Consider the following 15,249-nt stretch of genomic DNA (forward strand, 5'->3'; position numbering starts at 1 on the left):
GTTGTTTTGGGGTTGTTTTGTTTGTTGGTTTCTAAAAACACCCCCCCCCCCCCCCCCCACCCCCGCGCGAAGATGCGCAAAGTTCCCGAACCGGACGCTTTCAGCTCGAAACGTGTCCCATGTGGACACTCGCAGCCCGATCGACCCTCGTCGGTCGGCGCGGACCCGGCCACAAAGGGTTCGCGGCACGCCATATTTGACTTACCCCTCAAATAGATCTGGACCTTGAGTTCCGTCCTTGAGGGACTCTGGGTCCCTCAAGGAGTCCTTCACGGCACCTCGCTTTCGCCTCGCCACTGTAGGTACCTGAACGTAAATGGCATCATCACCCTTCAGTGGCATTTGTTCAGATTGATTGTCGCTTAAAATTACGAACACATGTTCGGCTGGATTGCGGTATTATTGAGGGGTGTCCGAGACCTTCCTTCCCGAGTTGCCGCAGGAGTTGTGGCGCGCTGGCAAGCTGGAGCTTGCGCAGGGTGTGCAGCAGTCGTTGCAGGTGATCAGGATGGCGACTGCTGCTTTGGGGCAGTTTCTGGCGGAGATCGAGTGTCGGGGCTCGAAAGACTTGTACGGGTATGGCCGGACGGCTGCCTGGTTCGCCGATATAGCGGGGTTGTCGGCCGGTGAGGCGGGTGCGGTGGTGAAGCGGGCCCTTGCCCTGAATCCGACGCGTGCGTTGGACGGCACCGAAGTGCCGCCTGTTGCTCCCGCGACCGCTGCGGTGGCGGCGGAGGGGTTGGTCGGGGATGAGCGGATCGATCAGATCCTGGAGATCTTGAAGAGACTTCCGGCCGACACCTCTGCCGAGGATTGGGAGAGTGCGGAGAAGATCCTCGCGAACCTGGCCCCAAATGCCGGTCCCCGTCAGCTCGCTGACGCTGAGATGAGCCTGCTGGGCTGGCTGGACCCGGACGGCAAGGAGCCCAAGGATCCCGAGCCGAAGGAGCCGCGCCGGGAGATCACGCTGGAGCGCCGTAAGGACGGGTTCTGGAAACTCACCGGCCTGCTCGATGATGAGACCGGTGCCCGCACCGCGGCCGTCCTCGATGCGTACGCCCAGCCTCGTCCGGTGGACGAGTTCGGGCAGGCGGATCTGCGGATGAAGTGCGAGCGCATGGGGGACGCGTGGGTCGACGTTCTCGATCTGGCGATCGCGTGCCCGGATCAGCCGGGGACCAGCGGCTACCGCACCCTCGTGCACGTCACGATCGGGCTTGAGGAGCTGAAATCTGGTCTCGGGACAGCGTGTCTTGACTTCGTGGGGACGATGACCGCCCGGGAAGCGCGGCTCGCGGCTTGCGATTGCCTGATGTTGCCGGTCGTGATGAGCGCCGCCGGGGAACCCCTCGACGTGGGGCGGATCAGACGGTTCGTCACCCCCGGCCAGCGGCGGGCGTTGAACATCCGCGACGGGGGCTGCGCGTTCCCCGGGTGTCATCGGAAGCCGAAGAATTGCCACGCCCATCACATTCATCACTGGGTGGATGGCGGGCCCACGGATCTGCGGAATCTGGTGCTGCTGTGCGCTTTTCATCACCGGCTGATTCATCACGGCGATTGGGAAGTGCGGATGGCGGCCGATGGGTTACCGGAGTTCATTCCACCTCAATACCGGGATCCGCTGCGACAACCCCGGCGCAACACCCTGCATCACGTCTGAACCCCGAGGAGCCCGCCAGCCACGCCGGCGACGGGCTCCTCGGCATGCCCGCGGACGGCTACCGGAAATCGCCGCTTGGACCGAGGTCATGCAAGGGAGCCGGATGCCGCTCTGGACGGTACGGGCAGTGGCGTGGTCGCGGGCCGACTCGATACTGGCGTGATCAACGTTTTCGGATCCACACGGCCTCCTCGACGTCGCTACGACTGGCCAGACCGCTACGGCCGTCCAGCCTTCCTCGATGGCACGGGCCGACATGATCGAACGTCAACCCGACCGCGTCGGCGACTACATCGAGGCCCGTTTCCGCCTCTGACCGGACTACGAAACCGAGATCACCGACCGCCGGCAAAACTGAGCAATCCCTGACCGCTGAACCCCAATCGACGGCATGGGAAGAGCCGCCACCCGACCGTACGTTCGGCGCCATGCCTGAAATCGAACCCTTCACCATCCACGTGCCCGATCGTGAACTGGCCGACCTTCACGCTCGTCTGGCCCGGGTACGCCTTCCCGAACCCGAGACGGTCCCAGACGCGACCCAGGGAATCGAGTTGAACCGGCTGACGGCGTTGCTTGAGGCGTGGCGGGAACACGACTGGCGGGCAAGGGAAATCCGATGGAACACGATTCCCCACTACCGGGCCCGGCTCGATCCTCGAGTTCGAGAAGGTGATCAGGCCGCTTACCGATCCGGTGTCCCACGGGGGTTCCGCGAGCGACGCCTTCCATGTGGTCGTGCCTTCGTTGCCGGGCTTCGGTTTCAGCGAACGGCCTCGTGAGAGAGGCTGGCATCCGGGACGGACCGCGCAGGCGTGGGCCGGGCTGATGACCGTGCTCGGCCACGAGCGTTTCGGGGCCCACGGAGGTGACTGGGGTGCCGTCGTCAGCACGGAACTGGCGCGCCTCGTTCCCGAACGCGTCGCGGGTCTGCATTTGACGATGCCCTCGGCGTCGCCGCTGCCGGAGGACCGGACTGCGCCGAGCGCGGACGAACAGCGCATGCTCGGCCGTCGCGACCTGCACCTGGCCGACGGATACGGCTTCGGGATGCTCATGAGCACGCGCCCGCAGACCCTCGGTTACTCGCTGCTCGATTCCCCGGCGGGGCTCGCCGCCTGGCTCGGCGAGAAGTTCGCCGCCTACGCCGACGATCGGCCGGAAGCCGGCGGCGGGGTGAGTGTGGCGGACCAGGTCGACGACATCGCGCTGTACTGGCTGACCGGTACCGGTGCTTCGAGCGCTCGCTGGTATTGGGAAGCGATGCGATGGGTGCCGCGCAGCGCGGAGGAGGAGAACGCCCGGCCGGTGACCGTGCCCACCGCTGTCTCGCTGTTCCCCGCCGATCCCTGGCCCACCGCGCGACGCTGGGCGGAGCGGCGCTACCGCGACCTGCGCCGGTGGAACGAACTGGACCGCGGCGGCCACTTCCCGGGACTGGAGCAGCCGGATCTGCTGGTCTCCGAGATCAGGGACGCGTTCCGGGGTCTCCGACAAAACGGTTAAAAGCATCAGACCTTCGGAGGGATACGACGAGAACGGGTGCTCCTATCGTCGGATGGCGAACCGGAACCCCCTGTGAGGAGCTCCTGATGAAGATCGTGCGCACGATCGGACTGGCCGTGGTGACGGCCTCCGCGTTGGTGCTGTCGATGACCGCGGCCTCCGCGCACGATCCGGAGACGGCGGAGGGACAGGCGGCGGCCCGGACCTTCATGGCCGACCACGTCCCGGCCGAACGGCACGCCGTCACCGGCACCGCGGCGGGTGTTCCCTGCGTCAACGGCAAGGCCGACAAGTACCCGTGCAAGAACGTCGACCTGCTCAGCGTGCTTCCGTTGTCCGGCCTCGGCGGCGGGAACGGCAACGACATCTGGGGCTGGACCGATCCTTCGTCCGGCAAGGAATACGCCATCGTCGGGCGGACCAACGGCACGGCGTTCGTCGACCTGAGCGTCCCGACCTCGCCGAAGTTCCTCGGCAACCTGCCCTCCAACGGCGGCAGCAGCTCGTGGCGGGACATGAAGGTGTACAAGGACCACGCGTTCATCGTGGCCGACTTCATCACCGGGCACGGGATGCAGGTGTTCGACCTGACCAGGCTGCGCACGGTCACCACACCGCAGACCTTCACCGCCGACGCGCTGTACAAGGGATTCGGTCCCGCGCACAACATCGCGATCAACGAGGAGACCGGTTTCGCCTACGCGATCGGCTCCAACACGTGCAGCGGCGGACCGCATGTCGTCGACATCCGGAACCCGAAGGCCCCGGCCAAGGCGGGCTGTGTCTCGCAGGACGGCTACACCCACGACACGCAGTGCGTCGTCTACCGCGGACCGGACACGGCCTACAGCGGCAAGGAAATCTGCTTCAACGCCAACGAGGACACGCTGACCATCGTCGACGTCACCGACAAGGCCAGGCCGGTCCAGATCTCGCGCAAGGGCTACTCGGGCGCGCAGTATTCGCACCAGGGCTGGCTGACCGGCGACCAGCGCTACTTCCTGCTCGACGACGAGCTGGACGAGTCGCGCGGCACCGACAAGCGCACCAAGACCTACGTCTGGGACCTGGCCAAACTGTCCGCTCCCGTGCACACCGGCGTCTACAGTTCGCCCGCCACCGCGATCGACCACAACCAGTACATCAAGGGCCAGTACTCGTACCAGGCGAACTACCAGGCCGGCCTGCGGATCCTGGACGTCAGCGGGGTCGCTTCGGCGAAGTTGTCCGAGGTCGGCTACTTCGACATCTACCCGTCGGGCGACTCGGCGAACTTCAACGGGGCGTGGAGCAACTACCCGTACTTCTCCAGCGGCATCGTCATCGTCAACGGCATCGAACAGGGCCTGGTCGTGGTGAAGCCGAACCTCGGCGGCAAGTGACCGGGGGCTGGGCGTGCGCAAACCCCGGCTCACGGATTGGTTGTTCCTCGCGCTGGCCTTGGTGATCGGCACGGCCGCGGTGTTCGTCGCCCTCAAACCGACACCCGGCTCCGCGCATTCGGCTCACCAGCAGCCCGTCGTGACGGCGGATCTGCTGCCGGCCGCGCACAGCGACGGGCTGTCGGAGGCGGAAAGCGGCTACCGGTTCGAGCGGGTCACCACACCCGCCGTCCGCGGCGCCGAGGTGCCGGTCGCGTTCCGGATCCTCGGCCCCGACGGACGGCCGGTGACCCGGTTCCTGGACAACCAGACCAAACAGATGCACTTCTTCGCCGTGCGCGACGACATGAACGTCTTCCAGCACGTGCATCCGAGGCTGGACGGCGACATCTGGCACACGAACCTCGCACTGACCGACGGTGGCGCCTATCGGATGTTCGCCGAGTTCGTCCCACTCGACACCAAGGATCCGAAGCATCCGGTGGTGCTCGGTGTCCCGTTCACCGTGCCCGGTGACACGACCTTCGTGCCGGTGCCCGCTCCGGCGGGCGACACCGTGACGGCCACGGGATACCGGGTGGCGCGCGTGGACGGCGCGGCCCGGATCCCGTCGATGCGGGCGCAGGTCCTCCGGTTCGCCCTCCGCGGCCCGGACGGCGCGCCCGTCACCGCGGTCGACCCGCATCTGGGTGCCAACGGCCACCTGACCGGATTCCACACCATGCTGCTGTCGGCCACGCATCTGCATCCGGCGCAGCCGCTCGGCGCGGCGCTGGTCGACGGTGAGCTGACCTTCCACGCCTTGTTCTCCGAACGCGGGGAGTACCGGCTGTTCCTGGAGTTCTCACACGGCGGGCGGGTGCACACGGCCGCCATCACGGTCGCGGTGGGCTGACCGGGACGACCTCCGCGATCTTCGGTGCCGCGCCTCCCGGCGACCAGAGGAGCCGGACCTTGTCGGTGACGGCACCCTCGGCGGGCAGTTCCGTGTAGCCGCCCGACATCCTGCCGATCGTGTGCCAGCCACCCGAGGCGTCCGCGAGCTGGACGTCCGCGCCCGCACCGGCGTCCGCCGCCAGGACGACGACCTTGGCCAGTGGCTTCGGCGTGACGGCCGCGACGACGAGCGCGTCGCCGTCCGTCGGCGCCGATGCCGCCGTGTACAGCGAATCGGCGTTGTTGTCCGCCGCCGCGGCCAGGTTCGATCCCATCGGAGTGCCGGTGACGGTGTACTTAGGACTGTCCGGTGTGGACACGGCGAATTCCCGGACCACGACCCAGAAGGTCTGAGCGCCGGTCGTGCGCAAGCGGACGAATCTGGCTTCGGCGCCGTCGGGGAGATCGGCCGAGATCACCGGCTCGGTGACGGTCTTCACCGTCGTCCATTGGGTACCGTCGGCGGAGTATTCGAGGACACCGTTGTGGACATAGTCGTCCGGGCTGGTCGGCTTTCCCATCAGTATGTCCACATGGGACACCCGCTGCGCGGTACCGAGGTCGACCCCGATGGTGGCGCCGATCCGCGGCGCCCAGTCGCTCCAGTAGTAGGTCTCGGGGTCGCCGTCGACCATCCGGGCGGGGACGTTGTCGGTGTAGGTTCCCAGCGACGTCGTCGGCCGCGGCCGGATCCCCGGCAGGCCGAACCAGCGGTCGGCCGTGGCCAGCGCGCTGTCGAGGAACGGCACACAGACCGCCGTGCAGGTGCTCGGATTACGCGGTCCCCGCGAGGTCGGGACGCGGATCGCCTGCGCCTGCTTGAGCGCGGCGACGAGTTCGCCGCGTTCGGCCCAGGCCTTCGCGCCGTCGCCGTCGAGCTGGGCGAGCAGCATCCGCACCGCGTGCTTGCCCGCTTGACCGTAGAGCCCGACCTGGTCGAGCCAGGGTCCGACCTCGGCGAGGAACTTCGGGTTCGACGCCATGCCGCGTCGCAGATCTTCGGGATCGGACGCCATCGAGGTCAGGTAGCGATCCAGTTTCGCGGCCGCGTCCCACGGGTCCTTCTTCTCCAGCGCGGTCCAGAAGGCGGCCAGCAGTGGCCGCAGCACCGGTGAATCCAGATCCGGCTTCCCGGTTTCGAGACGGACGAGCAGACTCGAATAGTTGTTCTCCGCGAACACCTTCAGCGCGGGCGCGGTGGGCCCGCCGAGGTCCGCGATGGCGGCGAGCCAGGACTTGTCGGGGTCGTACCGGTCCGGGTTCCACAGGAAGTCACCGGAGGTGAACTCGGCGATCTTGGACGCCTCTGCCTGCACCATCGGGTTCGCGGTGATGCCGGACAGGTACTTCGCGACCCCGGGTTCACGGCCGATGTACGGGCCGAGCAGCAGACGTTCGGTGATGTAGTCGTTGACCGGGTAGTTGTCCCAGATCAGGATGTCGTGCCCGAACACCTCTTTCGCCTGCCGCGCCTGCTTCTCGGTGATCTGCCCGGCGATCACGCCGACGCCGGTCCACTCGACGATCACGGCCTTGTCGAGCTGGGTGCGCAGCGCGGTCTTGTACGGGGAGTCGGCGAGGTCGTAGTACTCGGTCGGGACGGTCTGCAGCCGCTCGACACCGGGATGCGGCGCGATGAAGTCCTGCTGAACACGGTTGAGCAGGAACGACTGCGCCGCGCCCGCGGCCGCGCCACCGGTGCCGAACTTCGCGGCGTCGGCGTCGCAGTTCCAGCGGGTGTAGGAGATGTCGTCGAGCGGGATCGCGAACGAGCGGACCCCGATGTCCCACAGCGACTGGAACTTCGTGACCAGCGCGGCCTTGTCGGCGTCGGAGGAGTAGCACACGGAAAGGCCGGGGGAGAGGGCGTAGGTGAACTCGACGTGGTTCGCGGCGGCGCGGCTCACCAGTTGCGAGAGCAGCGCGAGCTGTTCGGGCGGGTACTGGTCGCGCCAGCGGGCGCGCAGGAACGGGTCGTCCTTGGGGGAGTAGACGTACATGTTCTGCTTGGTGCGGCCGTAGAAGTCCAGCTGTGCCAGCCGATCGGCGTGTGACCACGGCGCGCCGTAGAAGCCTTCGATCACGCCGCGCAGCGGTGCCGCCGGCCAGTCGCGGATACCGAACGCGCGGCTCTTGCCGGACGCGAACAGCTGCCGGAACGACTGCGCGGCGTAGAACGTCCCCGCGGTGTCCACACCGGACAGTGCGAGCACTCCGCGGTTGGCGGCGAGGACGTATCCGCCGGGGGACAGGCCTTCGGGGCCGTCGATGCGGAGGGCGGCGAGCGCGAGGGCGGTCGCCCTGCTTTCGGTGGGCCCGCCGACGAAGACGACCAGGCCGCCGTTGCCGCGTTCCCGGTCGACGGCGGCCTGATCGTTGTCGCTGATTTTGACGATCGTGCTCGCGCCCGCCGAGCGGAGGACCTGGTCCACGACGGCGAGCGCGGACGGATCGGTGCCCGCGCCGACGACTTCGACGACGGTGCGCGGGATGGTCACCTGCCCCGATCGCGGCGTCACCTGCTGCGGTGTCGGCCAAACCTGCGCCAGGGGTGGAGCGGGGGCCGCGCTCGCCGGCGCGGGGACGGCCACCGCCACCGCGGTCACGAGCAGCGTCACCGGAATGAGTCGGAATACCCATCGGAAGGACATCGGTGGCCCCCAAATCGTCGATCAACGACGTTCTGTGAGCAAGCAAACACCCGATGCGATGACCTGGGCTAGGTCGGTCTGGGTGATTTTCCGACTGGACGGCCGGCTACTCGGCCAAGGCGGCAGCGGTCAGAGTGAGATGCTGGGTCAGTGCTTCGGCCGCCGCGTCGGCCTCGCGCGCGAGTGCCGTTTCCTCCAGTAGGCGATGCTCGGCGAGATGATCGCGGCCGGGAGCGCGGTGCGCCGCCCAGCGGCGGGCCAGTTCGCTCGCGGTCCACATCCGGTCGAAGGTCTCCAGCAGGACGGGGTTCCCGCAGCCGTCCAGCAAGGTCCGATGGAAGACGCGGTGGGCTTCGGACCACGCGTCGCTGATGTATTCGCCTTCTTCGGGAACGAACGGCGGCGTCCGGCTGAGCCGGTGATGGGCGGCGCGGACGCGGGCTTCCCAATCGAGGTCACCGCGCTCGACGGAGAGCCGCAGCACGTGCGGTTCGATGGTCCGGCGGGCTTCGGTGATCTCCTGCCAGCGGCGGTCGGAGAAGGCGGGGACGGCGAAGCCGCGGTTGGGGAGCCTGTCGGCTAGGCCGTCACCGACCACGCGGACGAGCGCCTCCCGGACGACCGCCAGGCTCACGCCGTGTTCCCTGGCGAGGTCTTGCGGTTTGAGCGCGGCGCCGGGGGCGTGGTCGCCGCGCATGATCGCGTCCCGCAGGCGTGTGTACACCTGCTCGGAGAGCATCTGCTTGTCCGATGAGGCCATCGGCGAAGTATAGACGAACCGGCTGATAATCGATTATTCGTGTTATGGTCGATTTATGAACGATCCCTTCGCGAGACTCCCCGAGGTGGCTTCCTTCACCGTCACCAGTACTTCCGTCGCCGACGGTGCCGCCTGGTCGCCTGATCAGTGGGCCGGAAAGGACGTCTCGCCGCAGCTGAGCTGGAGCGGCGCCCCGCGTGGCACCAAGAGTTACGCCGTCACCGTCTACGATCCCGACGCGCCGACCGGTTCCGGTTTCTGGCACTGGGAGGTCGCCGACATCCCCGCCGCCGTCACGGAGCTGCCCGAAGGCGCCGGAGACGACACCGGCTCCGCGCTGCCCGAAGGCGCCTTCCAGGTGCCCAACGACGCCCGCCTCGCCCGCTTTCTCGGTGCGGCGCCGCCCGCCGGGCACGGCGTGCACCGCTACTTCGTCGTGGTGCACGCCCTCGATGTCGAGTCGCTCGGCGTCCCGGCCGACTGCACGCCCGCCTTTCTAGGCTTCACCATGGCCCCGCACGTTCTCGCTCGCGCGGTCCTGACCGCCACGGCGGAAACCCCTGGCCCCGAACGCATCGAGGTCTCCCGGCTCATCCCCGCGTCCGCCGACGCGATCTTCGCGGTCTTGAGCGATCCGAAGGGGCATGTCGACATCGACGCGTCGGGGATGCTCCTCGACGCGGAAGGGGACCCGGTCGAGCAGGCGGGCGACCGGTTCGTGGTCCACATGGACCGGGAAGCGCTCGGGGACGTGCCCTTGGGCAAATACGACGTCGAGGTCGTCATCACCACGCTCACTCCGGGCGAGGAGATCGCTTGGACCGTCGAAGGCCGGATCCGGCCGCATGCCCGGCACATCTACGGCTATCGGCTGGAGCCTGCCGACGGCGGCACGCTGGTCACGTCGTACTACGACTGGTCGGAGGTGGGCGAGGAGTGGAAGGACCGCATCACCTTCCCCGTGGTCCCCGAGTCCGCGCTCAAGGCCACGCTCGGGATTCTCGAGCGGACGGTGCGGCGTCGAAGCGTTTCGCCCACGCTCGGACACTGAACACGACAGAATGTCCCGGTGCGGAAAATCCTCGTAGCGGTCGCCCTCGTCCTGCTCGGTGTCACTGGTTGCCAGGGCGGGGTTTCCGGCCAAGCCGAGCCCGAAGGCGACAGTTTCGCGATCAAGGACGGGGCGCGGCTGCGATTCCGTCCGGTCCTGGCGGAGCTGCCGCCGGGCCAGGCGACGGGCGCGGCGACCGACCGGCAGAGCACGGATCCCGCCGGACAGCAGGCCGCCGCGGCGGCGCTGGACTGCTCGGCGGGATCGGATCCGCTCGACGGCCGCGACGACCCGGCGCTCCCTTTGGTCAGCTGTGACCGTGTGCAGGGTACGAAATACCTGCTCGGCCCGGCCTTCCTCACCGGGGCCGACCTCAGCCGGGCGAGCGCCCAGCTCGATACGCGGTCGGGAGGCCCGCTCATCGGGCTCAGTTTCACCGACGCGGGCGCGCGGACGTGGGCCGACTGGACCGCGGCGAACGTCGGCAAGCAGGTCGCGATGGTGTTGAAGAGCCGGGTGCTGACCGCGCCGATGATCCAGTCGGCCATCACCGGCGGGCAAACCCAGATCACCGGCAAGTTCACCATGGACGACGCCCGTCAGCTGGCGCGCGACATCGCCGGCGCCTGAACCCGCCACCTCCCCGACCGGCGCGGAATACGATCACCGCACCCGACGTTTGAGCGTTCAACTACTTGAGGAGTTGGACATGGGTTACGAGATCCTGGGCACCCGGCAAGCGCCGACCTTCGGCCTGGACACGTTCGGCGACGTCGAGAACGCCGCGGACGGCCAGCCGGTGAGCCAGGCCGAAGCCATTCGCCAGGTCGTGGCCGAGGGCGTCCTCGCCGACCAGGTGGGCGTGGACTACTTCGGTGTCGGCGAACATCACCGCGCGGAGATGGCGGTGTCCTCGCCGGACGTCGTGCTGGCCGCGATCGCGGGACAGACCGAACGGCTCCGGCTGGGCACGGCGGTCACGGTACTCAGCTCGGACGACCCGGTGCGGGTGTACGAGCGGTTCGCCACGCTGGACGCGGTTTCCCGGGGACGCGCGGAGGTCACGCTCGGCCGGGGTTCGTTCACCGAGTCGTTCCCGCTGTTCGGCTACTCGCTGGAAGACTACGAAGTGCTGTTCGCGGAGAAGCTCGACCTGTTCACGCATCTGCAAGGCGAGAAACCGGTCGACTGGTCCGGGACCGTCCGCCCGGCCCTCGAAGGCGCGCAGGCCTTCCCGGTCACCGAATCGGGCAGCCTGCCCGCCTGGGTCGGGGTCGGCGGCACCCCGCAGTCGGTCGTCCGCGCGGCGGCGTACGGCTTGCCGCTGGTGATGGCGGTGATCGGCGGGTCGCCGGAGCGGTTCACCCCGCTCGCCGACCTGTACCGGCGCGCGCTGAAGGAGGCGGGCCACCAAGAGCTGCCGATCTCGATGCACAGCCCGGGCCACGTCGCGGAGACCGACGAGCTGGCCGTCGCCCAGCACTTTTCGCATCACCAGGCCGCTTTCGCCAAGATCGGCGCCGAACGAGGCTGGGGCCCGATGTCCCGCGCCGACTACGACGTCATGGCGGGCCCGCGCGGCGCGCTGTTCGTCGGCTCGCCGGAGACCGTCGCGCGGAAGATCGCCTGGGCGGTGCAAACCCTGGGCCTGTCGCGATTCCAGCTCAAGTACAGCGTCGGCGCGCTTCCGCACGAGCAGCGTCTGAACTCCATCCGCCTTTACGGCGAGCAGGTCATCCCGCGCGTGAAGGAACTGCTCGGCTAGCCTCGAAGCCGTGGTGTTCGATTCCGAGCGATTCGACCTTCAGCCCTACACCGGTTTCGACATGTCCCGCTATGTCCGGCGGACCTATTGCAGCTGGGAGGATTCCGGCTGGGAGTCGCTGCTCGTCCAGCGGTTCGAGCACGTTCCCGTCGCGGAGGACCTGCGGCTGCCCGCCGTCGCGGATCTGCATCTGGTCCTGCCGCTGGCGGGGCGGGCGCTGATGGAGACCTGCGGCGAAGGCCGGTGGAGCCGGCACGAGTGGGCGCCGGGACGGCTCGAACTCGCTGTTCCCGGCAGGCCGCTGCTGCGCCGTTATCGCGGGGACGAGTCGATGCGCAGCCTGCAGGTGCACATCCCGGGCACCACGGTGGAGTCGGTCGCCGCGCGGCTGGGCGGCCGCGCGGTGGACCACGAGGCGATGGTGGCGTCCGTGGCCGGGGGAGATCCGCTGCTCGACGAGCTCGTCCGGGCGGTCGGGAACGCGCGCGAGAATGACGACCTCTACGCCGAATCCGCGGCCGCCTTCCTCACCGTGCACCTGCTCACCCGCCACGCGCGGAAGCCGGGCCCACCGAGCGCGGGCCGGGAGGACGAGCGTGTCCGCGCGGCCATCGCGATGATGCGTGACCGGCTGGCCGATCCGCTCAGCGTCGCCGAAATCGCCGGCGAAGTACATCTGAGCGTCTACCACTTCATCCGGGTCTTCAAGGAGAAGACCGGCCGGACACCACACCGTTTCCTCGGCGGGCTCCGGATCGAGGAGGCGCGAAGGCTGTTGCGGGGCACCGATCTCCCGATCGCCCGGATCGCGGGACGATGCGGATTCGCCACTCCCGGCGCCTTGTCGGCCGCTTTCCTGAAACACACCGGATCGCGCCCCTCGGAGTACCGCAATTCCTGATCACCGCGCCGCAACCCGGCACATGGTGACTCCGCCCGCCCGTTCCTAGGGTGAGTCGGGTGAGTAGTTCTGGAATGCAGTCGTACGACGTCACCGCGGAATCGACGGCGCCGCCCGCCGCGGTGTGGGCACTGTTGGTGGACGCCCGCAGCTGGCCGGTCTGGTCGCGGGTGGGTTCCTTGGAAGTCGCCGCGTCACAAGGACTTTCCGTCGACGGCCAAGACGAGGTCGGCGCGGTCCGGGCGTTCCGTACCGGCAAGACGGTCACCAAGGAACGGATCACCGCCCTCGATCCCGGACGCCGGTTCGCCTACGAGGGGGTGGACGTGCCGGTGATGGTCGACTACCAGGCCGCCGTCGACCTGTGCGAAACACCCGGCGGTGGCACCCGGATCCGTTGGCACGGAACGTATCGCGTGGGCAAGGGGAGCGCGTTGATCTTCCGGTGGTACCTCCGCCGCTTCATGCGGGACATGGCGACCGGGCTCGCCGGTCACGCCGGCGGCCCGGTCCGGAGGCCATGACGGGGAATCAGTGCCGGGCGGCGCCTTCGCGATGGAAGCCCGCGATCATCGCTTCGGTGCTGGGCGGGTTGAAGGGCTGCCCGAGGGTGCGCATGAGCGAGTTCACGCTGGGGCGGTACATCCCGGTCTTGCAGTAGCGGGATCCTTCGAAGACGCCGACCGTGCCGCCGTCGGGGGAGGGCTTGCCGAGCCAGGTGTACCACTTGGCCCGGCGGTCCTTCATCTGCTGGGCCGTGAGAGCGGAAGCGTTGGGCTCACGGGGTTCCCGGGTGTCGCACGTGCCGTAGTCGTACTCGTCGGCGAGCCCGCCGATGGAATGCCCGAGCTCGTGGGCGACGATCTGGCTGGCCTGGATGTTGCCGCCGGACGAGGTCGCGACCCCGCCGCCCGCGCCGCCGTACTTCGTGGTGTTCGCCAGCATGATCACCTGATCGACGTCCGGCGCGGCCGCGGCGTACTGGTTCGCCTTGGTTTCGTTGACGCACAACAGCCGTTCGATGCCGCCGCACCAGAAGTACGAGCCGAGCGCGGTGGTGCGCCGCACGCCCTGGGTCGGGTCGTTGGTGATGCCGGACTGCGGGGACACGACGTCGACCTGCCAGAGGTTGAACTGCTTGCGGTAGCTCTTGTACGGCTCGATGGCGAACAGCGCCGCGATACTGGAGCGGACATGCTGCGAGTACGTGCCCAGCTGCGTGGAGGTGTAGCCGTCGCCGACGAAGACCAGGTCGAAGGTGGTCTCGCTGGGGCCGTTGGTCTCGATCGGGGTCACCGCGGCGGTGGTGATCCGCTGCGGCGCGGCCGCCCGGTCCGAAGCGGGCCGGGTGACGTCCACCCGGGTGATGGTTCCTCCGGGTTCGAAGGCCTCCATCGACGTCGTGAATCGGGGAGCCGCCGACGCCGTCGCGGGAACGAACCCGGTGACGAGGGTGGCGGTGAGCGCGACCATGAGACAGGCACGTCGCATGCGTACTCCTTGCAGGGGAAGGGAGGAGAGGAGTACGAAAAACGATCCCGACTTTCGACGGCTTCCGGCACATCCCAAGTGGCCATAAGGTCCGCGTGATGGACGTCGAGTTGCGTCACCTGCGAGTGGTGTGCGCCGTCGCCGACGCGGGCAGCATCACGCGCGCGGCGATCGGGCTCGGCAGCACCCAGCCCGCGCTGACCGCCGCCGTACAACGGATCGAGCGCGCGTTCGGGGGAACCTTGTTCGTCCGAGGGCGGGACGGGGTCTTCCCGACGGCGTTCGGTGAATGCGTACTCGTCCGCGCCCGCGCCGTCCTCGCCGCGGCGGACACGATGCACCGGGACGCGGTGCGTTTCCTGTCAGACGGCGAGAAACGTCCTGTCGCGCTGGGTGGGATCGGCGGTTCCATGGTCGTCGAGCTGGCGGACCGGCTCGGCGATTCCGGCCGGGGACAAGCGGTTTCGGTGACCACCGAGTTCTCGCCCTTGAGGCTGCTGGATCTCGTGGCCGGCGGGCAACTCGACGCCGCGGTCGTCGCCGACTATCCCGGCCACCTCCTGCCGTCGGCCCCGGGGGTGGCGTCGCGGCCGTTGGCCACGCAACCGGTGTTCGTGGCGATCGCCGCCGGCCATCCGGCCGCCCGCCGCGGCGAGATCGACCTCGCCGACCTCGCCGGGGAACGGTGGGTGCTCGGACCACCCGACGGCGCCGGGTGGCCGGAGTGCTTCGAGGAAGCCTGTGCCCGTGCGGGATTCCGGCCGCAGGTCGCGCACCGGAGCACGGAATTGCGCCCCCTGCAACGCCTGATCGCGGCGGGCCGGGCGATTTCCCCGTGCCAGGTCACCTTTCCCTCGTCGCCCGGGATCGCGATCCTGCCGCTCGCGGGGGACCCGCTGTGGATGCGGTATCTGATCGCCTGGAGCGCGGAAGGTGCCTTCGGTGGGGACTCGGAAGCCTTGATCGCGGCGGCCGAGGCGGCCTACCGGTCCGACACCGAAACCAGCCTTCCCTACCGCCACTGGCTCGCCCGTCGCGCTGGGCCGATCGAGGGCAGGCGTGCCATCGGGTGACACCTGGTCGGGGAATTCCCCTTGTCGGGCAGGGGGTCTTAGCCTCGGACACCTCATCGACGAAGGGTAA

The 15,249-nt window shown here is 68.5% G+C and carries 14 protein-coding genes; 11 read left to right on the forward strand and 3 right to left on the reverse strand.

Translation table 11 applies throughout. The annotated features are described in order from the left end of the window. Positions 1-409 precede the first annotated feature (409 nt). The 5 genes from ACIRGA_RS07010 to ACIRGA_RS07030 all read left to right on the forward strand — a co-directional run bounded on the left by ACIRGA_RS07010 (position 410) and on the right by ACIRGA_RS07030 (position 5,446). Positions 410-1,663 (forward strand): DUF222 domain-containing protein, encoded by a 1,254-nt coding sequence (locus ACIRGA_RS07010; RefSeq protein WP_400937521.1) that lies wholly within the window; start codon positions 410-412, stop codon positions 1,661-1,663. Between the two features lie 428 nt (positions 1,664-2,091). Next, the gene (locus ACIRGA_RS07015) at positions 2,092-2,445 is read left to right on the forward strand and encodes an epoxide hydrolase N-terminal domain-containing protein (protein WP_400937524.1); all 354 of its coding nucleotides are present in this window, start codon (positions 2,092-2,094) and stop codon (positions 2,443-2,445) included. Further along, positions 2,360-3,169: an alpha/beta fold hydrolase gene (locus ACIRGA_RS07020; protein WP_400937752.1), complete on the forward strand. Its 810-nt coding sequence runs from the start codon at positions 2,360-2,362 to the stop codon at positions 3,167-3,169. The genes ACIRGA_RS07015 and ACIRGA_RS07020 overlap by 86 nt, the downstream gene beginning before the upstream one ends. Positions 3,170-3,255: 86 nt before the next feature. Further along, positions 3,256-4,551 (forward strand): choice-of-anchor B family protein, encoded by a 1,296-nt coding sequence (locus ACIRGA_RS07025; RefSeq protein WP_400937527.1) that lies wholly within the window; start codon positions 3,256-3,258, stop codon positions 4,549-4,551. A gap of 13 nt (positions 4,552-4,564) precedes the next feature. Continuing rightward, positions 4,565-5,446, forward strand: a complete 882-nt coding sequence (locus ACIRGA_RS07030) for a hypothetical protein (RefSeq protein WP_400937530.1) — start codon at positions 4,565-4,567, stop codon at positions 5,444-5,446. On the opposite strand, the gene ACIRGA_RS07035 is transcribed toward ACIRGA_RS07030, so the two are convergent. Further along, positions 5,427-8,105 (reverse strand): beta-N-acetylglucosaminidase domain-containing protein, encoded by a 2,679-nt coding sequence (locus ACIRGA_RS07035; protein WP_400937532.1) that lies wholly within the window; start codon positions 8,103-8,105, stop codon positions 5,427-5,429. The genes ACIRGA_RS07030 and ACIRGA_RS07035 overlap by 20 nt on opposite strands. Before the next feature lie 139 nt (positions 8,106-8,244). Continuing rightward, a complete protein-coding gene (locus ACIRGA_RS07040) occupies positions 8,245-8,877 on the reverse strand; it encodes a GntR family transcriptional regulator (protein WP_400937754.1) in 633 nt (210 codons plus the stop codon). Between the two features lie 76 nt (positions 8,878-8,953). Here ACIRGA_RS07040 and ACIRGA_RS07045 point away from each other — a divergent pair, with 76 nt between their 5' ends. The 5 genes from ACIRGA_RS07045 (at position 8,954) to ACIRGA_RS07065 (ending at position 13,139) form a co-directional block, all read left to right on the forward strand. Next, complete coding sequence (locus ACIRGA_RS07045) at positions 8,954-9,949, forward strand: YbhB/YbcL family Raf kinase inhibitor-like protein (RefSeq protein ID WP_400937535.1); 996 nt, start codon at positions 8,954-8,956, stop codon at positions 9,947-9,949. 18 nt (positions 9,950-9,967) lie between these two features. After that, the gene (locus ACIRGA_RS07050; RefSeq protein WP_400937538.1) at positions 9,968-10,579 is read left to right on the forward strand and encodes a SecDF P1 head subdomain-containing protein; all 612 of its coding nucleotides are present in this window, start codon (positions 9,968-9,970) and stop codon (positions 10,577-10,579) included. 79 nt (positions 10,580-10,658) lie between these two features. Further along, the gene (locus ACIRGA_RS07055; RefSeq protein WP_400937541.1) at positions 10,659-11,714 is read left to right on the forward strand and encodes an LLM class flavin-dependent oxidoreductase; all 1,056 of its coding nucleotides are present in this window, start codon (positions 10,659-10,661) and stop codon (positions 11,712-11,714) included. A 10-nt stretch (positions 11,715-11,724) separates the two neighbouring features. Beyond that, on the forward strand, positions 11,725-12,615 hold the full coding sequence (locus ACIRGA_RS07060) for a helix-turn-helix domain-containing protein (RefSeq protein ID WP_400937543.1): 891 nt from the start codon (positions 11,725-11,727) through the stop codon (positions 12,613-12,615). Between the two features lie 74 nt (positions 12,616-12,689). Continuing rightward, complete coding sequence (locus ACIRGA_RS07065) at positions 12,690-13,139, forward strand: SRPBCC family protein (protein ID WP_400937756.1); 450 nt, start codon at positions 12,690-12,692, stop codon at positions 13,137-13,139. A gap of 7 nt (positions 13,140-13,146) precedes the next feature. Here ACIRGA_RS07065 and ACIRGA_RS07070 read toward each other — a convergent pair whose 3' ends face one another. Beyond that, positions 13,147-14,106 (reverse strand): M64 family metallopeptidase, encoded by a 960-nt coding sequence (locus ACIRGA_RS07070; protein ID WP_400937546.1) that lies wholly within the window; start codon positions 14,104-14,106, stop codon positions 13,147-13,149. Between the two features lie 98 nt (positions 14,107-14,204). Between ACIRGA_RS07070 and ACIRGA_RS07075 the strand changes: the two genes are divergently transcribed. Next, positions 14,205-15,179, forward strand: coding sequence for a LysR family transcriptional regulator (locus tag ACIRGA_RS07075; RefSeq protein WP_400937548.1), 975 nt, complete (start codon positions 14,205-14,207; stop codon positions 15,177-15,179). Positions 15,180-15,249: the final 70 nt, after the last annotated feature.

The sequence above is a fragment of the Amycolatopsis sp. NPDC102389 genome (genome assembly GCF_044765885.1).
Lineage (GTDB): Bacteria > Actinomycetota > Actinomycetes > Mycobacteriales > Pseudonocardiaceae > Amycolatopsis.